Origin of the sequence: uncultured Bacillus sp. (genome assembly GCF_958411575.1) — a bacterium.
In the GTDB taxonomy this organism is placed as follows: Bacteria; Bacillota; Bacilli; order Bacillales; family Bacillaceae; genus Bacillus; species Bacillus spizizenii.
Map to the genome: position 1 here is coordinate 71,742 of NZ_CATYRA010000003.1, position 17,202 is coordinate 88,943.

21 protein-coding genes, 1 tRNA gene, 2 pseudogenes and 1 riboswitch are annotated in these 17,202 nt (G+C 44.6%); of the genes and pseudogenes, 12 read left to right on the forward strand and 12 right to left on the reverse strand.

What is annotated here, in order from left to right:
* The first annotated feature begins 1 nt into the window (after position 1).
* Positions 2-292, forward strand: coding sequence for a contact-dependent growth inhibition system immunity protein (locus tag Q5C82_RS06095; protein ID WP_003224686.1), 291 nt, complete (start codon positions 2-4; stop codon positions 290-292).
* 45 nt (positions 293-337) lie between these two features.
* On the opposite strand, the pseudogene Q5C82_RS06100 reads toward Q5C82_RS06095, so the two are convergent.
* Positions 338-1,003, reverse strand: a pseudogene (locus tag Q5C82_RS06100) (N-acetylmuramoyl-L-alanine amidase); the annotation flags it as partial.
* A gap of 163 nt (positions 1,004-1,166) precedes the next feature.
* Positions 1,167-1,239 (reverse strand) — tRNA-Val (locus tag Q5C82_RS06105).
* 173 nt (positions 1,240-1,412) lie between these two features.
* On the opposite strand from Q5C82_RS06105, the gene Q5C82_RS06110 reads away from it, so the two are divergent.
* Both Q5C82_RS06110 and Q5C82_RS06115 read left to right on the forward strand, forming a co-directional pair.
* Positions 1,413-2,603 (forward strand): DUF819 family protein, encoded by a 1,191-nt coding sequence (locus Q5C82_RS06110; protein ID WP_003224683.1) that lies wholly within the window; start codon positions 1,413-1,415, stop codon positions 2,601-2,603.
* A 69-nt stretch (positions 2,604-2,672) separates the two neighbouring features.
* A pseudogene (locus Q5C82_RS06115) lies at positions 2,673-3,217 on the forward strand (GNAT family N-acetyltransferase).
* Positions 3,218-3,245: 28 nt separating this feature from the next.
* Here Q5C82_RS06115 and metC read toward each other — a convergent pair.
* Entirely contained in the window at positions 3,246-4,418 is a 1,173-nt protein-coding gene (gene metC, locus Q5C82_RS06120; RefSeq protein ID WP_003224681.1) for a cystathionine beta-lyase, read from the reverse strand.
* Positions 4,411-5,532: a cystathionine gamma-synthase/O-acetylhomoserine thiolyase gene (gene metI / locus Q5C82_RS06125; RefSeq protein ID WP_032727339.1), complete on the reverse strand. Its 1,122-nt coding sequence runs from the start codon at positions 5,530-5,532 to the stop codon at positions 4,411-4,413. Before metI ends, metC begins: the two co-directional genes overlap by 8 nt.
* Positions 5,533-5,600: 68 nt before the next feature.
* Positions 5,601-5,726: riboswitch (SAM riboswitch) on the reverse strand.
* 167 nt (positions 5,727-5,893) lie between these two features.
* Between metI and Q5C82_RS06130 the strand changes: the two genes are divergently transcribed.
* The 3 genes from Q5C82_RS06130 to Q5C82_RS06140 are packed head-to-tail and all read left to right on the forward strand — an operon-like array spanning position 5,894 to position 7,595.
* On the forward strand, positions 5,894-6,616 hold the full coding sequence (locus Q5C82_RS06130) for an esterase family protein (RefSeq protein ID WP_003224677.1): 723 nt from the start codon (positions 5,894-5,896) through the stop codon (positions 6,614-6,616).
* Positions 6,617-6,652: 36 nt separating this feature from the next.
* Entirely contained in the window at positions 6,653-7,168 is a 516-nt protein-coding gene (locus tag Q5C82_RS06135; protein WP_003224675.1) for a YjcG family protein, read from the forward strand.
* A gap of 4 nt (positions 7,169-7,172) precedes the next feature.
* Positions 7,173-7,595 (forward strand): GNAT family N-acetyltransferase, encoded by a 423-nt coding sequence (locus Q5C82_RS06140; RefSeq protein ID WP_003224673.1) that lies wholly within the window; start codon positions 7,173-7,175, stop codon positions 7,593-7,595.
* Between the two features lie 73 nt (positions 7,596-7,668).
* Here Q5C82_RS06140 and Q5C82_RS06145 read toward each other — a convergent pair whose 3' ends face one another.
* Positions 7,669-7,923, reverse strand: coding sequence for a hypothetical protein (locus tag Q5C82_RS06145; RefSeq protein WP_003224670.1), 255 nt, complete (start codon positions 7,921-7,923; stop codon positions 7,669-7,671).
* Positions 7,924-8,041: 118 nt separating this feature from the next.
* On the opposite strand from Q5C82_RS06145, the gene Q5C82_RS06150 reads away from it, so the two are divergent.
* Positions 8,042-10,321, forward strand: coding sequence for an ATP-dependent helicase (locus tag Q5C82_RS06150; protein ID WP_003224668.1), 2,280 nt, complete (start codon positions 8,042-8,044; stop codon positions 10,319-10,321).
* 72 nt (positions 10,322-10,393) lie between these two features.
* Here the strand turns inward: Q5C82_RS06150 and spoVIF are convergent, their stop codons facing one another.
* The 4 genes from spoVIF to Q5C82_RS06170 all read right to left on the reverse strand — a co-directional run bounded on the left by spoVIF (position 10,394) and on the right by Q5C82_RS06170 (position 11,864).
* The gene (spoVIF, locus tag Q5C82_RS06155; protein ID WP_003224666.1) at positions 10,394-10,648 is read right to left on the reverse strand and encodes a sporulation-specific transcription regulator SopVIF; all 255 of its coding nucleotides are present in this window, start codon (positions 10,646-10,648) and stop codon (positions 10,394-10,396) included.
* Between the two features lie 132 nt (positions 10,649-10,780).
* Entirely contained in the window at positions 10,781-10,939 is a 159-nt protein-coding gene (gene yjcZ / locus Q5C82_RS06160; RefSeq protein ID WP_003224664.1) for a sporulation protein YjcZ, read from the reverse strand.
* A gap of 81 nt (positions 10,940-11,020) precedes the next feature.
* Positions 11,021-11,227 (reverse strand): hypothetical protein, encoded by a 207-nt coding sequence (locus tag Q5C82_RS06165; protein ID WP_003224663.1) that lies wholly within the window; start codon positions 11,225-11,227, stop codon positions 11,021-11,023.
* 280 nt (positions 11,228-11,507) lie between these two features.
* Positions 11,508-11,864, reverse strand: a complete 357-nt coding sequence (locus Q5C82_RS06170) for a DUF1360 domain-containing protein (protein ID WP_003224659.1) — start codon at positions 11,862-11,864, stop codon at positions 11,508-11,510.
* Between the two features lie 155 nt (positions 11,865-12,019).
* Between Q5C82_RS06170 and cotV the strand changes: the two genes are divergently transcribed.
* The 5 genes from cotV (at position 12,020) to cotZ (ending at position 14,587) form a co-directional block, all read left to right on the forward strand.
* Complete coding sequence (gene cotV / locus Q5C82_RS06175) at positions 12,020-12,406, forward strand: spore coat protein CotV (protein WP_003224656.1); 387 nt, start codon at positions 12,020-12,022, stop codon at positions 12,404-12,406.
* A gap of 40 nt (positions 12,407-12,446) precedes the next feature.
* A complete protein-coding gene (gene cotW, locus Q5C82_RS06180) occupies positions 12,447-12,776 on the forward strand; it encodes a spore coat protein CotW (RefSeq protein ID WP_003224654.1) in 330 nt (109 codons plus the stop codon).
* Between the two features lie 88 nt (positions 12,777-12,864).
* Positions 12,865-13,371: a spore coat protein CotX gene (gene cotX / locus Q5C82_RS06185; RefSeq protein WP_003224652.1), complete on the forward strand. Its 507-nt coding sequence runs from the start codon at positions 12,865-12,867 to the stop codon at positions 13,369-13,371.
* Positions 13,372-13,521: 150 nt separating this feature from the next.
* Complete coding sequence (gene cotY, locus Q5C82_RS06190; RefSeq protein WP_003224650.1) at positions 13,522-14,010, forward strand: spore coat protein CotY; 489 nt, start codon at positions 13,522-13,524, stop codon at positions 14,008-14,010.
* 127 nt (positions 14,011-14,137) lie between these two features.
* Positions 14,138-14,587 carry a spore coat protein CotZ gene (gene cotZ, locus Q5C82_RS06195; RefSeq protein WP_003224647.1) on the forward strand — a complete coding sequence of 150 codons (450 nt, stop codon included), beginning with the start codon at positions 14,138-14,140 and terminating at the stop codon, positions 14,585-14,587.
* Positions 14,588-14,678: 91 nt separating this feature from the next.
* On the opposite strand, the gene cotO is transcribed toward cotZ, so the two are convergent.
* From cotO to thiD, 3 genes are all read right to left on the reverse strand, one after another.
* Positions 14,679-15,368: a spore coat protein CotO gene (gene cotO, locus Q5C82_RS06200; protein ID WP_079996336.1), complete on the reverse strand. Its 690-nt coding sequence runs from the start codon at positions 15,366-15,368 to the stop codon at positions 14,679-14,681.
* A 100-nt stretch (positions 15,369-15,468) separates the two neighbouring features.
* Positions 15,469-16,245 carry an enoyl-ACP reductase FabI gene (gene fabI, locus Q5C82_RS06205; RefSeq protein WP_003224643.1) on the reverse strand — a complete coding sequence of 259 codons (777 nt, stop codon included), beginning with the start codon at positions 16,243-16,245 and terminating at the stop codon, positions 15,469-15,471.
* A gap of 136 nt (positions 16,246-16,381) precedes the next feature.
* Entirely contained in the window at positions 16,382-17,197 is an 816-nt protein-coding gene (thiD, locus tag Q5C82_RS06210) for a bifunctional hydroxymethylpyrimidine kinase/phosphomethylpyrimidine kinase (protein WP_003224641.1), read from the reverse strand.
* Between the last annotated feature and the right edge of the window lie 5 nt (positions 17,198-17,202).

Genomic DNA, 17,202 nt, shown 5'->3' on the forward strand with positions numbered 1-17,202 from the left:
CATGGATGAAAGTTATGATTTCTTAGACGAATTAGAAAATTTTTTAGGTGCAACATTTCATCAAGATATCCGATCCCCAGCACACGCATTAGACGAATTTATTGAGGAAATTAGTAAAGAAGGTTTGCTATTTACAGTAAAGTATTGCGAAGAGTTTCTTAATAGCGATCTAACTAAAGAAGAAAAGGAAGACATTATAAAGTGTAATGCTGAAATATATTTCCCGACAATGGGATTACCACCTATAGAATGGTTGAAAAGTGTAATAGAACAACTAAAAGAAGCTATTTAAAAGAAACACTGAAAGGCCCCCATTTTATGAGAGGGCCTTTTTATATTACTTCAACAACGCTTCAATTTTCGCCTTCGTCTTCGGACCATAAATACCATCTGCGGACAGCCCGTACATCAGCTGGAACCGTCTAACTGCATCAGCTGTTTGCGGTCCATAATAGCTATCGATCCCAAAGTTTTTGGCTTTCTTATCCGGATAGAAATGCAGCGCCGCTAACGCTGTTTGAATTTGCTCAACAGCATCGATGTGAATCAATGGGCTCATTACTTTAAAAATACCGGTAGGTAAATTGAAGGATGATTTCTTTTTGCTTGAACTTGATTTTTTCACTGTCTTGGACGAAGTTGTTTTCTTACTTGATGTTTTGCCGCCAAGCGCTTTTAATTCAGCATCAATCGCCGCTTTGACCTCATTCCAGCGTCCTTCCGATAAGGTGCGATGCGGGCAATACTTTCCGCTCCAATCTTGATGCTTACGCACACGATCAATACCCCATCCGCGTTCTTTGAGCAACTGCGCCACAAACTTGATTGCCAACTTTTCAGCAGCGTAGTATTTAGCGCCTCCTGACTTGCTGTAGCAGATTTCAACTCCGATAGCCTTACTACGATTCCCGGTACCGTTTGTGCCGTCTCCTGTGTGCCCTGCATTGCGATTTAACGGCAGTCCTTGAATAACCTCTTTGTCATCAACTGTAAAGTGGAAACTTGATCCTAGAAACCTAGCACAGAAACAGAGCTGGTTTTGAATTCCCCTTCAAAATCAGCTCAAAAAATAATTTCGTCCCCAATTCGTCCCCAACTCGATAAATGATGACAAAATCAATAAACAAGCAAAGTAAAAAACCCTTGCTACGCAAGGGTTTAAGCTATGATTCCGACTGGGCTCGAACCAGCGACCTCTACCCTGTCAAGGTAGCGCTCTCCCAGCTGAGCTACGGAATCATGATATGTATGTGTTGCTGGGTATGTTGTTGTCTTTCTGACAAGTTCTATTATATAACCTTCCCTTCTATTCGTCAACTGCTTTTTCAGAAAAACTTTTTTTCGGACTTGCTGTTCCGTTCCTTGGCCATTATAATATGTCTTAATTTTCTAACAATAGGGGTGATGAGGTTTTGCATTCTTTGATTTCTTCTGATGATGTTTGGGTACTGTGGGGATTTATTGCGGTGTGGGCGGCAGTGAGCATCGGACTGGAGCAGCGCTTTAAGTGGGCGTCCGCTGTGTCCGGAGCTATCATTGCGCTTTTAGGTGCTATGGTGTTTACAAATATAGGAGTGCTTCCTGTTGAGTCGTCTGTATACGATACTGTGTGGTCTTATGTGGTGCCGCTGGCGATTCCTCTTTTGCTGTTTCAGATCAATGTGCGGCAGATTTTTAAGGAAAGCAGGCATTTGCTCTTTATTTTTCTGATTAGCTCCGCTGGCACTGTGCTTGGGAGCATCCTCTCTTTTTTTCTATTCAAACAGCATATTCCTTATCTAGATAAAATCGGCGGAATGATCAGCGCCTCTTATATCGGCGGCGGGATCAACTTTGCGGCGATGGCGGCAAAATTTGAGACGCCGGGGGAATATGTGTCGGCTACCGTTGTGGCAGATCATGTTATGATGGCGCTTTTGTTTTTTATATTAATCAGTATTCCTGCAGTTAAATGGTTTCAGCGGCATTATGCTATGCCGTTTGAAGAAAAAGTAAAAGCCGATGGAAAGAGCGGAAACAGTGCAGAAAGCTATTGGAAACGGAAGGACATTTCCTTAAAGGATATCGCTTTTAATGCCGGTGCTGCTTTTGCGCTTGTTGCGGTTAGTGTGAAGATTTCCGGCTTTTTTAAAAGCCTTTTTTCTCATCCCCTTTTGACCGGAACGCTTGGCGATCAGTATCTGATACTTACGTCTTTAACTGTTCTCATCATTTTTCTTTTCCCGCGTTTTTTTGAAAGGCTTAATGGATCTCAGGAGCTTGGAACCTTTTTGATTTATTTGTTTTTTGTAGTGATTGGCATTCCTGCAGATCTGCGCTTAATCGTTACCAATGCGCCTCTTATTCTATTATTTGTGTTTATCATTGCGATAAGCAACTTAACTATTTCCTTAGCCGTCGGAAAATTGTTCCGCGTGCGGCTTGAGGAAATTCTGCTCGCTGTCAACGCTGCGGTCGGGGGGCCAACGACCGCAGCTGCGATGGCAATTGCCAAGGGTTGGCGGGAGCTTGTCGCCCCGATCATGCTTGTCGGTACGCTCGGCTACTTAATTGGAAACTATGTCGGAACCTTTATGGGAAACTGGTTTTCTTCTTTCTTATAAAAAGGATTTTTGCAGTTTCCTGAGAATAATGTAAGAGGAATGCCAACATGAGAACGGAGAGATCAATGTATGTTAAAAGGAAATACAATTTATGTAAGACCCTTAGAAGTAAAGGATGCGGAAGAAAATCTGCGGCTGCAAAGCGAAAACCAAGATTTTTTCGAACAGTTCTCCATGATACGCGCAGACGATTATTATACGATTGAGGGTCAGAGAAAACGAATTAGAGAGTATCAGCAAAGACTGGAGAAGGATGAAGAGTATCATTTTGGCATTTTTGCAGCGTCAGATGATACATTAATCGGGACAGTTTCGCTCTTTCAAATCATCCGGGGGCGCTGCAAACTGCGTTCATCGGGTATTTTTTAGACAAAGCCCATAATGGAAAGGGCCTTATGACAGAGGCCGTCAAATTGATTGTTGATTTTGCGTTTCACGAATTGAAACTGCACCGTATTGAAGCCGGTGTGATGCCACGCAATCTCGGGTCCATGCGTGTATTGGAAAAAGCGGGATTTCATAAAGAGGGCATCGCCCGAAAAAATGTGAAAATCAACGGCGTTTGGGAGGATCATCAAGTCCTCGCGATTCTGAATCCTGATGATGAACAATAAAAGAAGCCGGGCCATCCCCGGCTTCGTTTTAACGAACCGCCACTGGCGCAATTTCTTTCAGCGCTTGTTCGAAATCACGTTCTAAATCATCTGCATGTTCGACTCCCACGCTAAGGCGAAGCAAGCCGTCTGTGATGCCGCGTTTTTCACGCTCTTCCTTAGGCATTGCCGCGTGTGACATCGTTGCCGGATAGGACAAAATCGATTCCACGGCGCCAAGACTTACAGCAAAGACCGGAAGTGATACATTCTCTACTAATTTCTTAACGGCCTCTTTGCTTTCAAGCTCAAAAGATAGCACGGCGCCCGCTCCCGTTGACTGGCTTTTATGGGTTTCGGCCCCCGGATGATCAGACAGCCCCGGATAATATACGCGTTTCACCGCCGGATGCTTCTGGAAAAATTCAGCAAGCCGCTGCGCTGTTTGGCTCGCTTTCTCTAAACGGACCTGTAATGTTTTTAATCCGCGCAGCACGAGCCAGCAATCTTGCACCCCTAGGACCGCGCCAAACGCGTTTTGCAGCTTATATAACTGCTTCCCAAGCTCATCATCCTTGACAGCAGCCAGGCCTGAGAGCACATCACTGTGTCCGCTCAAGAACTTTGTTGCACTGTGAAGCACAATATCCACGCCGAGATCAAGCGGCCGCTGCAGTGCAGGTGTCATGAATGTATTGTCCAAAAAGGTCAAACAGCCGTTTTCTTTTGCAAGCTGAACCACCGCTTGAATATCAGTAATCCCAAGTGTCGGATTTGAAGGTGTCTCCATATAAATGACCTTTGTATTCGGCTTGATATTCCGCGCCACTTCGTTACTATCCGTCATATCAACAAACGTGTGTTCAATGCCAAACCGGGTCAGCACCTCTGTTACCATGCGGAAGGTTCCTCCGTATACATCTTCTGTCACAAGAACGTGATCGCCCTGTGACAGAAGTAAAAATGCTGTTGAAATCGCAGCCATGCCTGAACTGAAAGCAAATCCTCTCGTTCCGCCTTCCAGTGCGGCAATTGTTTCTTCGAGAGCTGTTCTTGTCGGCGTTCCTGAGCGGCTGTAATCGTATGCGCCAAACTCTTCAAATGAAGATTGGTGAAAAGTCGATGCGTGCTGGATCGGTACACTGACCGCTCCTGTTGCGCCGTCTGTTTTAAATGGATTGTGCACGAGCTGGGTTTCCAGCGTCCAATTGTGATTACTCAAAAGAAACAGCTCCCTCTTTGACCTGACATAACGCTTGTTTTAGGTCTTCTTTTAAATCTTCCGCATGTTCAATTCCGACCGAAAAACGCAGCAAACGATTGCAGACCCCATTTGCGATGCGGATTTCTTCAGGAATATCCATGTGCGTCTGTGTGGCAGGGTATGTAATAAAGCTCTCCACCCCGCCGAGGCTTTCTGCGAAACAAATGGTCTTCAGCGCTTTTAAAAACGGGTTAACCCACTCTTCTTTTTGAAGACGGAAGGACAGCATGCCGCCTTTTCCGGGATACAGTACATCGGCAATTTCCTCCTGCTCTTCTAAAAACGCCGCAAGCCCCTGCGCGTTTGCCTGATGCTGGCGCATTCTGAGGCTCAGCGTTTTCATTCCTCTCATCAGAAGCCACGAATCAAACGGAGGCAGGACGGCGCCGATCGCATTTTGATGTTGAAACATTTCCTCACCAAGCTTTTCATCCTTTACAACGACAAGCCCCGCAAGCAGGTCGTTATGCCCTCCTAAATACTTGGTTGCACTGTGAATTACAATGTCTGCTCCCAGCTCAAGCGGCCGCTGCAAGACCGGTGTATAAAATGTATTATCAACGATCAGCAGAAGACCGTACTCTTTTGTAATCCGGGCGATCTTTTCAATGTCCGCCTCCTGCATAAGCGGATTTGTCGGTGTTTCTACAAACACAGCTTTTGTATTCGGCGTAATCTTAGAGCGTAAACAGTCCTCATCGCTGAAATCATCATAATGAAAGATCAATCCATATTTTTTCCATTCGTTTTCAAACAGACGGTACGTGCCGCCATATAGGTCCGATGAAACGATCAGTTCATCTCCGCTTTTAAACAGCGCCATAATCGTTTGGATGGCAGCCATTCCCGAACTGAAGGCAAGCCCTCTCGCTCCGTTTTCTAAGCTGGCGATCGCGTCCTCAACAAGCTGGCGTGTCGGATTTTTTGTGCGGACATAATCAAATCCGGTAGATTCTCCGATTCCTCTGTGGCGGTATGCTGTTGATAAATAAATAGGAGGACTCACTGTTCCCGTTACTTCGTCGCTTCGGTTCCCAATTTGGGCTAATTTCGTTTCAACGTGCTGTGACATATAGCTGACACCTTCCCTTTTCAAAATAAAAAACCCCTTCTTCATAAGAAGAAGGGGTTTAACGCTTCTTCTTATCTTCCAAGCATAAAAAACGCTTGCTGGATTTAGCACCTTGGCGTTTTGCACACATAGTGCAAAACAAGCCGGTTGCTGAGGTTTCTAAGGGCCAGTCCCTCCACCTCTCACGATAAGAAATATCGATTTCAATTTTCTGATTGTTTTATATTAGCGCAATTTGCAGTTTATTTCAACTCTTTTTTCTTCGAGTTCCGAACAGTTTAAAGAGAGAAATTTCTAATAATTCATGGTACAATAATGGAAAACAGCAAGAAAGTCTAGTGATGTCCTGGAGGAATGTATTATGGTACCGAAAAACGGCACAGTGCAAGAAAAGAAATTCTTTTCAAAAGAGCTTAACGAGGAAATGACATTGCTCGTTTATCTGCCGTCCAACTACTCCCCCCTTTATAAATACCATGTCATTATCGCGCAGGACGGCCACGATTATTTCAGGCTGGGGAGAATCGGCAGACAGGTCGAAGAATTGCTGTCCAAGCGAGAAATAGACCGGAGCATTATTATCGGTGTTCCTTATAAGGATGTAAAAGAGCGCAGAAAAACCTACCATCCGGAAGGCTCAAAATTTTCGGCGTATAAACGGTTCATCGCCCATGAGCTCGTTCCGTTTGCTGATGACGAGTATCCAACCTATCAAGTCGGCTACGGTCGGACGCTGATCGGTGATTCTCTCGGAGCGACCGTTTCTCTTATGACAGCGCTTGATTATCCGAATATGTTCGGAAATATCATCATGCAGTCTCCCTATGTTGACAAACATGTATTGGAAGCTGTGAAGCAGTCAGACGATATCACACACCTCTCTATTTATCACCAAATCGGAACAAAAGAAACTGACGTCCACACGACAGACGGAAACATTCTGGATTTTACAGAACCGAATCAGGAGCTGAAACAGCTGCTGGAGAAGAAGCTTTCCGATTATGATTTTGAACCATTTGACGGAGATCACAAATGGACATATTGGCAGCCTCTCATCACACCGGCGCTGAAAAAAATGCTTTAACACTCTATCATACTTTATTTCCAGGAGGGACATAATATGAAATACGGAATCGTTTTATTTCCATCAAAAAAACTCCAAGACCTTGCGAACTCTTACAGAAAGCGCTATGACCCGAGCTATTCCCTAATCCCGCCCCATTTGACGCTGAGAGCATCGTTTGAATGTGAAGAGGAGAAAGCGGATCAGCTTGTTTCACATCTGAGAAACATCGCAAAGGAGTCCCATCCGGTCGTTCTCAAAATGACAAAATACAGCTCATTTGCGCCTGTCAATAATGTCATTTACATCAAAGCAGAGCCGACGGAAGAATTAAAAACACTCAATGAAAAGTTATACACCGGTGTGTTGGCTGGTGAACAGGAATATAATTTCGTTCCGCATGTGACGGTCGGCCAAAATCTTTCCGACGATGAGCATTCAGATGTGCTGGGACAATTAAAAATGCAGGAAGTGTCGCATGAAGAAATCGTTGATCGTTTCCACTTGCTTTACCAGCTGGAAAATGGATCGTGGACAGTATATGAAACCTTCTTGCTAGGCGGAGGAGAATAATCCTTTGGAAGCAGTTATCGCAAAAAATGAAGAACAAATGAAAGATGCATTTCATGTAAGAGAAGAAGTCTTTGTCAAAGAACAAAACGTACCTGCTGAAGAAGAAATTGACGAACTTGAAAATGAGTCGGAGCATATCGTCGTGTATGACGGCGCAAAGCCTGTCGGCGCCGGAAGATGGCGTATGAAGGACGGCTACGGCAAGTTAGAACGGATTTGCGTATTGAAAAGCCATCGCTCCTCCGGTGTCGGCGGCATCATTATGAAGGCACTCGAAAAAGCGGCGGCAGACGGCGGCGCTTCCGGTTTCATTTTAAACGCGCAAACGCAGGCTGTGCCGTTTTACAAAAAACGCGGGTATCGCGTGCTTTCTGAAAAAGAATTTCTCGATGCCGGCATTCCCCATTTACAAATGATTAAGGACTAAACAGCATCCGGGTCTATCGAGATCCGGATTTTTTCCGCACATTAAAAACCGTTCTCTGTATGTGAACGGTTTTTTATACATATCGATTAATATAAGTACCCATTCCTTTTTCTCGCAATCTCTTATAAAGAGAGCGCTTACGTTTTGTCTCGTTTACTTTTCTTTCAGCGGCCGTTTGATTCTCCTGCTGCTTTTCAAGTTCCTTGTATACCCGCTGAAACGAGACATAGTTGATTTTTTCGGTTCCGGCGTAATCCTGCTTGTGTCCAATCGTTCTATTTGCATATTGAGCGTATTGCTGGTTCTGAATTTGACCTGCATATATCATACGATACCCACCCCTCTGCTGTTCCTTTTCCCTTAAACTTACTTTTTGAAACACGTTTCTTTTGATATGATAGTCTTTGTCTGTAATGAACACCTTTTTTGATTGGGAGGATCCCTTTTTGAAATGCGCCCGACTGAATGATCGAACTATACATTTACATACATATTCGAGAGAACATTACCAATTCCTCTTTGAAGAAGGAATAAAAGGACATTTATTTTGTTCTCATTGCGGAAAACCCGTTTTGTTAAGGCTCAACATTGCCGATCCACCGGAGTTTATCCACCGCCAGCCAGGCCATTTTCCTGCATGTGAGGAGGCCTGTGAAACGAAACCCGCTAACGAAGAGAAAAAAGAAGACTATCAGGAATCCGGTGTCTTTCGTTTGCCCAAGGGAAAAGCGATCGCTGCTGACTCGTCTCCAGCTGTCACGGAATGGAAGCGGCCGAGAAGCATTAAACCCGGAACACCATTTGCACAAAAAACAATAGAACCTGATACGAGTCTTTTTCCGTCTGTCGGCTTGAACACGGATCAGCTCAAAGCTGTCACGGAAACGGAAGGCCCGCTGCTAGTGCTTGCAGGTGCGGGAAGCGGGAAAACACGGGTGCTAACGGCGCGCGCCGCCCACATGATCGAACACTTGGGCATACCGCCGGAACACATGCTGCTTGTCACCTTTACAACAAAAGCTGTCGCTGAAATGAAAGAGCGTATGGCGAAGCAGTACGGATTACAGCCGGCAAAAGTGAGACGACTTGTCACCGGAACATTCCACAGCTTGTTTTATAAAATCTTGTATCACTATGATCCTGCTAAATGGAACGGCGATCATCTGCTGAAAATGGAGTGGCAGCGGGAACAATATATCAAAAAAGCACTCTATGAAGAAGGCATAGATGAGAAAGAGTTCCCCGTTGATCAGGCCTTGCAGCAGATCGGTTTCTGGAAAAACACTTATGTGCCGAATGAACGCATTCCTTTACAAGATGGGTGGGAAAAACAAGTCTATCGTTTGTATGAACATTATGAACGTCAGAAAAAAGAGCACAACCAATTTGATTTTGATGACATGGCTTCAGCCTGCTATGAATTGTTTATCGATCGGTCGGATCTTCTGGAACAATATCAATCTCGGTTTACGTACATCTTAATTGATGAGTTTCAGGACATTAACCCGGTGCAATATAAAATCATGCAAATGCTGGCCAGCCCGGAACAAAACCTGTGCTGCGTCGGTGACGATGACCAGTCCATCTACGCGTTTCGCGGAAGCAACCCGTCTTTTATTCTTGATTTTCAAAAGGATTATCCCGGAGCGAAGACGATCTATTTAACCGCGAACTACAGGTCCACGCACCCGATCGTCTCAAGCGCTGATATCGTCGTGAAAAAGAACAAAAATAGGTATGCCAAAATGCTTGAAGCGGCGCGTGATGACGTCCAGGTCCCTATGCTGTTTTATCCTTATGACGAAGAGGAAGAAGCCACAATGGTCGTTTCCGATATCAAAGAAAAAATTCAAAACGGGGCAAGCCCTGAAGACTTTGCGGTTCTCTACCGCACAAACAGCGGAGGCCGCGCCATATACGAAAGGCTTCATCATTCGTCAATTCCGTATACAGCAGACCGCGGCGTCCAATCGTTTTACAGCAGACGGATCGTCCGCCAGATTCTCGCATACTTGTATGCCAGCCAAAATGAGGATGACACTGAGGCGATGAAGCACTTGCTTCCAGCCTTGTTCTTAAAACAGTCCGCTTTGAACACGCTGAAGGCGCTCTCGATTACCGAGGACTGCTCCATGATTAAAGCGTTGGCCAAACTGCCTGATCTAAAGCCGTTCCAGCTGGACAAAATCAAGAAGATCGTACCGTTTTTCGCAAGCCTCCGCACGATGAAGCCGGTGGAAGCGATCACCTTTGCAGAAGGAAAAATGGGCTTCTCTGAGTATTTAAAAAAACGGGGCAATGAGGGCAATAAGCTGGAAAAAGGATCCGATGACCTGCGTGACATTAAGGTCGTCGCCAAGAAATTCAAAACGATTCCTGACTTTCTCGCCCACGTAGACCATATGAGAGCCGCTGAGAAAAACAAAACGGGTGAAAATGGCGTTCAGCTGATGACCATTCACCGGTCAAAAGGTCTTGAATTTAAAACCGTCTACGTGTTAGGCGCGGTAGATGGCTCGATTCCACACGATTTCTCATTAGAAACAGCGAGAAAAGGAGATGAAGCTCCTCTCGAGGAAGAAAGACGACTTTTATATGTAGCGATGACACGGGCCAAACAGCATTTATATTTGTCTTGTCCCGCAAACAGGCGCGGCAAAACGGCCCACCGTTCAAGATTTTTATATCCCCTTTTACAGCATGCTAGACAGCCCTTGCATAACTAACAGCCCGGCAGTGATCTGCCGGGTTTTTTCTATAAAAAAGGCCCGCTGAAATGAGTCAGCCAGGCCCTCTGCTTATTTATTATCCATCATTTTAGAAATCGTACTAAAATCAAGCTTTTCTTTTCCGCTTGTAATGGACTCAACAATCTTATCTTCTAATTCTTTCGGCACGCGTCTGTTTGCCAGCTGCGCTACGCGCTTAATGACACTGCGGACTGTGTTTTCGTCTTTAAAATTGGCGTTTTGAAGGGAGCCGGCAAGATTCATGACATCCTGCATATTGACACCTGTTTTCTTTTCGATGTTCTTAAAAAATTGATTATCCATAATACGCCTCCTTTTGGCGGAGTGATACGGTATTATATGAACACCCATTGTTCAATGTGCTTTTTCCCAAAATAAAAAATGAACACAAGGCAAGGAAGTACAGGACATCACCCGTACTTCCCTCAATAAACCTTAGAAGTTATAAAAAGATGCACCCACGATGATAAGGAGAATGAACAATACGACTAAAAGAACAAATGTTGAACCATAGCCGCCGCCGTAACCGCCAGCATAACCGCCGCCATAACAGCCGCCGCCGTAGCCGCCTCCGAATCCGTATCCAAAGCCCATAGTTAAGCACCTCCTTTACTCTCTATACACTATGTGTGCAGCCTTAATCGGCTTGGATATTCGCATAGGGCGTTTGCGGATTTATGATTGTTCGTACTGAGCCTTGTGTTTTTTGAGCAAGGCTTCGGTTTTTTCAGCCAGTTCTTCAATTTCCTCTTCAAACGCCAGACCGGCTTCATCAAATGCATCCAAGTCTTTTCTGATTCTGCTCATGATGTCTTCATGCTCTTTTTGCTTTTGTTCGTGAGGTTCATATCTCCCGTCTATCCATTTTTCAAACTCATTCACTGGCATCCCCCCACTCATGATATATGCTGAGCGAGGCTACTCCGTTAAAAAAACAAAAAACCGGAGATCTCCGGTTTCTTTGCCAGACTATTGAGGTTTTTTCTTTTTATTTCCGCACCCGCAGCCTTTCTTTTTGATCTTTTTTGTTTGATACGATGAATCTGTATATGGAGTTTTTTGGGAAGGTTTGTTAAATTGATTCACTTTGATCCCTTCCTTTCCTTATGTCATATATGCTACTTTATGCGGATACTGACAGAAAGTTGCTGGTGGGAATGCCTCATTCCTGCAGCCATTTTGATACAAGGGTTTCAATAATACCGGCCAGCCCTGCGATCGCCAGCAGCAAAACCAGCCACTGGGCCGCCTCTGGAATGAACACCTGGCACAAAATCAAAAAGCCGGCGCACCACACGCCTGTGCACCAATAGCAGCTCAGCAATTCACCGATAAACGCCCTCACACCCGTTCCCTTTATGACGATATACGTTTCAATGTTCCCGTCCGCATCCTGTTCCTCCTTCTCTTCATGAAAAAGGCTGCGAAGCGGCGCCATAATCGTATCAAACACGAAAAGACGCGCGAGCCGGAAGACCGCAAGCGAAAGAAGGAAAAGAGACAGCCAATTGATAACCACTTGTTCACTCCTTTCATCATCCCCTTCACATATATGCAGAAACCCTAGCCTTCATGAATTTGTATCTTGTCCTGTTGAAAATTGGTTATTTTTCTTATTCCGCTCTGCACCTCTTCTGCATTATATACAGTATGGATAAGAAAGGAGTGAAGGTTATGTCATTTGAAGAAAAAGTTGAATCCCTGCATCCTGAAATATTTGAGCAATTATCTAGCGAATTCGAGCAGCAGATCGAAGTCATTGATTGCGCAAATATCACAATAGATACGTCACATATAACATCTGCCCTTTCTATACAAGCCTTGGTCACAACAATGATTATCCTGGCAACACAGCTCGTTATCGCCGACGAGGACTTAGCTGACGCAGTAGCAAGCGACATACTCATTCTCGATAACTCCCAAATCAAAAAAAGAACCATCATTAAAATCATCAACAGCCGAAATATCAAAATTACTTTATCTGCCGACGAAATAATAACCTTTGTACAAATTTTGCTTCAGGTGCTAAACAGCATTCTCAATGAACTTGACGTCCTTTAACCCTTTCTTTTCACAAACTTAAAAGTAGAGGTGAAAACAAATGTCAGATAACGATAAATTCAAAGAAGAGCTTGCAAAGCTGCCGGAAGCTGACCCAATGACGAAAATGCTGGTTCAAAATATCTTTCTTAAACACGGCGTCACGAAAGACAAAATGAAAAAAGTATCAGATGAAGAAAAAGAAATGCTTTTGAATATGGTAAAAGACTTGCAGGCTAAATCAGCTGCATTAGTTGAAAATCAAAAGAAGAAAAAAGAAGAAGCAGCCGCGCAAGAGAAAAAGAACGAAAAACCGCTAAGCCGCAGAGAGCAATTAATTGAGCAACTCAGACAAAGACGTCAAAACAATAACAATTCAAACCAATCATAAAAAATAGGGTTCTTCATCAGGATATATGCCTCAGTCAAAGTAAGAGGCTCGCTCATTTAATAACAGTAAAAGAAAAGGAGGAATAGATATGGAAAGCAGACCATACTCTTGGGTTGCACTTGATCCTGACTGTGACCATCCGTTAGACGAAAAAGATAAAAAAGAAGAAAGAAAATGTAATTGCGATATCTGCTGCAATGGCAATGGATTCGGCGATGACAATGCTTTTATCAATCAAGATCTGGCTCAGGCAAATCTTAACAAACAAGTCTCCGATGAGACAATTATTATCAGAGATTCTTGTGACATCAACGTTACATCAACAGACGTTCAAGCCGTAACATCAGTTGTAACTGCAATTAATGCCGCTGTCGTAACGGCAACTCTCACATCTATTGCAGATGGGGTAATTGCTGAATTAGTCGCACAAGATTTATTGCAGCTTACAGCCAACAAGCAAGTAAACCGCCAAAAACTTCTCATCGAATGCTCCCGCGGCGTAAACGTCTCAACAGTAGATGTCGATATTGCAGCACTTGTCTCTACAGCAACAAACACTCTCATAGCCATCCTAGTTATCACACTCGTCCTCTAGGACCTAAAAGCAGAGCTAAAAACGCTCTGCTTTTTCTTATTTTCCCGCATATGATGAATATATAGACGTTCACCCACACCAAGTGAGGCACGAGTACATATGTTGTTAAGGACTAAAGTCAAATACCCTATAAAGAAGGAGCTGAAATCAATGAGCTGCGGAAAAACCCATGGCCGGCATGAGAACTGTGTATGCGATGCAGTGGAAAAGATTTTAGCAGAGCAGGAGGCAGTGGAAGAACAGTGTCCGACTGGCTGCTATACAAACCTTTTGAATCCGACAATTGCAGGTAAAGACACAATTCCGTTCCTCTTGTTTGATAAAAAAGGCGGATTGTTCTCCACATTCGGAAACGTGGGGGGATTTGTGGATGATATGCAATGCTTTGAGTCCATTTTCTTCCGCGTTGAAAAATTATGCGATTGCTGCGCAACACTGTCTATTTTACGCCCGGTCGATGTCAAATGCGATACTTTAAGTGTTTGCCACCCTTGTGACCCGGATTTCTTCGGGCTAGAAAAAACAGATTTTTGCATCGAAGTGGATCTCGGATGCTTCTGTGCGATTCAATGCCTGTCACCAGAGTTAGTTGACAGAACTTCGCCTCATAAGGATAAAAAGCATCATCACAATGGATAAACACTTGTAAAGAGGAATCCCCTTCCAAACTCTATTACAGGTGCAAATCATTCAGCTGCTTCCAGCGTGAGGCAGCTGACTCTCCAACATTTCGCCAGTCTCAAATTTATAAGGCAGGAGGGATAATATGAGCCAGAAAACATCAAGCTGCGTACGTGAAGCCGTAGAAAATATTGAAGACCTGCAAAACGCTGTTGAAGAGGACTGCCCGACAAGCTGCCATTCAAAGCTTTTGTCACCAACCCATTCGCTGGGCGATACAGTGCCTTTCGTGCTGTTTACATCAAAATCAAATCCTCTGGTCGCTTTTGGAAATGTCGGCGAACTCGATAACGGCCCTTGCTTTAATACAGTATTTTTCAGAGTGGAAAAAGTTCATGACAGCTGCGCAACTCTGTCATTATTAATCGCATTCGACGAACATAAACACATTTTGGACTTTACCGATAAAGATACGGTTTGTGAAGTGTTCCGACTTGAAAAAACGAACTACTGTATTGAAGTAGACTTAGACTGCTTCTGCGCAGTCAACTGCTTAAATCCTCGATTAATCAATCGTACGCACCATCATCATTAATGATAATACTGGAAAGCTTGCAGGCCTGCAGGCTTTTCTCTATGTAAAAAAGCTGTCCGGGAACATCTGCCGGGCAGCTTTTTTCATTTCATTAAAAACCGAGCGGATGCAAAGAGGTAATTTCATCAATCGACAGCTCAGTCGGCGCGCCGTTGCCGGTTGTTCGAAGCAGAACGGAATCATTTCTTCTTCCGACAATCACGCCCCTGTACGTTCTTCCATTGGCTTCAATCAAACAAAGCGCTCTCGGCATGTTATGAGGCAGCTTTGTTAAAAAATCAATTTTTTCATGGATCGTCATCTTGCTCATCGGTTTTTTCACTTTTCTTGCCGGCGGTGCTTTTTCCTCCGCTTTGGCAGCATTATGGACAGCTTCCGGTTCTTTTTCAGGCTTCTGGGCCTCAAGTTCAAGTGCAGGCTCTTCCTTTTTTTCTGCTTTCGGAGGATCGTGTTCGACGGTTTCTTCAACGGCCTTCGGCTCTGCTTTCTCTTCCTGCTGATTCTTTATGTTCTCTGGCTCTCTCACCTCTGGTATTTGCTGACTCACTGGCTCAGCTGGAGGCTTTTGTTCTGCTTGCTGGATATTTTTTGCCACAGCTTCCTCCTGCTGTTTCTCATGGTAAACCGGCTTTTCCTCTGCTTTTGGCGGAGCAGGTTTGTTGGCCTTTTTTTTGATGACAATCTCCTGCATGGATGACCTTGTTGTTTCTGCATAATCCGGCTGAACAATATACATGAGCGGTTTTTTATCCGCGTTTCGTTTCTTATTAGACATCTTCATCCCTCCGATTGTGTCATATTCTATCTATATGACAGAAAGCTGAAAATCAGAAGAAATAAAAAAGCAATCCCTGTTCGGGATTGCTTGACATAGATCCTGCTTAGCGGGCAGTGATATGGAAACCTGAATCAACGTGAAGATTTTCACCTGTAATGCCTCGGGACATATCGCTGAATAAGAACGCAGCTGTATCGCCCACTTCTTCAGGTGTTGTCGTGCGGCGAAGCGGCGCACGCTCTTCGATGTCTTTTAAGATAGAGTTGAAATCGCTGATGCCTTTAGCAGATAATGTTCTAATCGGACCTGCAGAAATGCTGTTAACGCGGATATTTTCTTTTCCTAAGTCAGCAGCTAAGTATTTCACACTTGCATCAAGAGAAGCTTTCGCTACACCCATGACGTTGTAGTTCGGCATCACAAGCTCTCCGCCAAGGTAAGTCAAAGTGACAATGCTTCCGCCTTCAGTCATCATCGGACGTGCCGCTTTCACAACAGCTGTCAGAGAGTATGAGCTGATGTTATGGGCCAAAAGGAAACCGTCACGATTAGTGTTTAAGTATTCGCCGACGAGCTCTTCTTTGTTGGCAAATGCGATACAGTGCGCGATACCGTGGATCACACCGACCTGCTCCTTAATGCTTGCGAAGCAAGTTTCGATTTCCGCGTCGTTTGTTACGTCGCAAGGAAGGATAATGGAATCATTGCGTTCTAACGTTCCGGCAAGCTCATGAACAGATTTCTCAAGGCGTTCTCCTGCGTATGTGAAAATCAAACGTGCACCTGCTTCATGTAAAGAGCGCGCAATTCCCCACGCGATACTGCGTTTGTTGGCTACCCCCATCACAACAATGTTGCGGCCTTCAAGTGAAAAATTCATATGTATAAAGCCTCCTATATTTAATAAAGACATAGTATTAGTACCTGATCTTAATTCCTATCATATCATAACCTTGTCCAGATGAAAAGCGCATACGACAGACAAAGGCGAAAGAGATCACCATCAGTTGGTGATCTCATCGGCTTGTTTTTAAGCTGTTTCGTTTAAAGGCGAAATGGTTTGTCGGCCCGTGGCCCGATCCGATGCCGAGCGTATTTTCCACCGCTTCGCGGACAAAGTTGGCCGCAACCTCGAACGCCTGATGGATACTGTCTCCTTTAGCGGTTTGAGCTGTTAAAGCCGCAGCAAAAGTACAGCCTGTGCCATGCGTATGTTCCGTATCGATATAAGGATGGCTGATTTGCATAAACATATTTCCATCAAAAAGAAGGTCAGTAATGTGATGATCCTCTGGCTGGTGCCCGCCTTTGATAATCACATACTGCGCTCCCATCTTTACGAGCTGCTCCGCCGCTTTTTTTCGGTCATCCAGCGAGCGGATTGTCATTCCTGTCAGCGTTTCTGCTTCCGGAACATTCGGCGTAATCGCGTAGCTCCTCGGAATGAGCAGCTCTTTTAAGGTAGCAACTGATTCATCGTGCAGCAAGGATGCACCACCCTTTGCGATCATAACCGGATCAACAATCACACGGTTAAACCCGTACTCGTCAATTTTTCTCGCCACTTCTTCAATCATTTCGGCATTCCAAAGCATTCCCGTTTTTACGGCGTCCGGTCTCAAATCCTCGGCAACGGCGTCAATTTGCTGTCTTAGTGCCTCTACAGTCAGCGGATATACTCCATGGACGCCAAGCGTATTTTGGGCGGTTACCGCCGTAATCGCAGACATTCCGAAAACATCAAGCTCCTGAAAGGTTTTAATATCGGCCTGTATCCCTGCGCCGCCGCCTGAATCAGAGCCGGCGATTGTCAATGCTTTATATATACTCATTACAT

Coding starts and splice junctions, on each gene's coding strand:
- Q5C82_RS06095 (WP_003224686.1), top strand. CDS start 2: ATGGATGAAAGTTATGATTTCTTAGACGAATTAGAAAATTTTTTAGGT.
- metI (WP_032727339.1), bottom strand. CDS start 5,532: ATGTCACAGCACGTTGAAACGAAATTAGCCCAAATTGGGAACCGAAGC.
- Q5C82_RS06130 (WP_003224677.1), top strand. CDS start 5,894: ATGGTACCGAAAAACGGCACAGTGCAAGAAAAGAAATTCTTTTCAAAA.
- Q5C82_RS06135 (WP_003224675.1), top strand. CDS start 6,653: ATGAAATACGGAATCGTTTTATTTCCATCAAAAAAACTCCAAGACCTT.
- Q5C82_RS06145 (WP_003224670.1), bottom strand. CDS start 7,923: ATGATATATGCAGGTCAAATTCAGAACCAGCAATACGCTCAATATGCA.
- spoVIF (WP_003224666.1), bottom strand. CDS start 10,648: ATGGATAATCAATTTTTTAAGAACATCGAAAAGAAAACAGGTGTCAAT.
- yjcZ (WP_003224664.1), bottom strand. CDS start 10,939: ATGGGCTTTGGATACGGATTCGGAGGCGGCTACGGCGGCGGCTGTTAT.
- cotV (WP_003224656.1), top strand. CDS start 12,020: ATGTCATTTGAAGAAAAAGTTGAATCCCTGCATCCTGAAATATTTGAG.
- cotW (WP_003224654.1), top strand. CDS start 12,447: ATGTCAGATAACGATAAATTCAAAGAAGAGCTTGCAAAGCTGCCGGAA.
- cotX (WP_003224652.1), top strand. CDS start 12,865: ATGGAAAGCAGACCATACTCTTGGGTTGCACTTGATCCTGACTGTGAC.
- cotY (WP_003224650.1), top strand. CDS start 13,522: ATGAGCTGCGGAAAAACCCATGGCCGGCATGAGAACTGTGTATGCGAT.
- cotZ (WP_003224647.1), top strand. CDS start 14,138: ATGAGCCAGAAAACATCAAGCTGCGTACGTGAAGCCGTAGAAAATATT.
- cotO (WP_079996336.1), bottom strand. CDS start 15,368: ATGAAGATGTCTAATAAGAAACGAAACGCGGATAAAAAACCGCTCATG.
- fabI (WP_003224643.1), bottom strand. CDS start 16,245: ATGAATTTTTCACTTGAAGGCCGCAACATTGTTGTGATGGGGGTAGCC.
- thiD (WP_003224641.1), bottom strand. CDS start 17,197: ATGAGTATATATAAAGCATTGACAATCGCCGGCTCTGATTCAGGCGGC.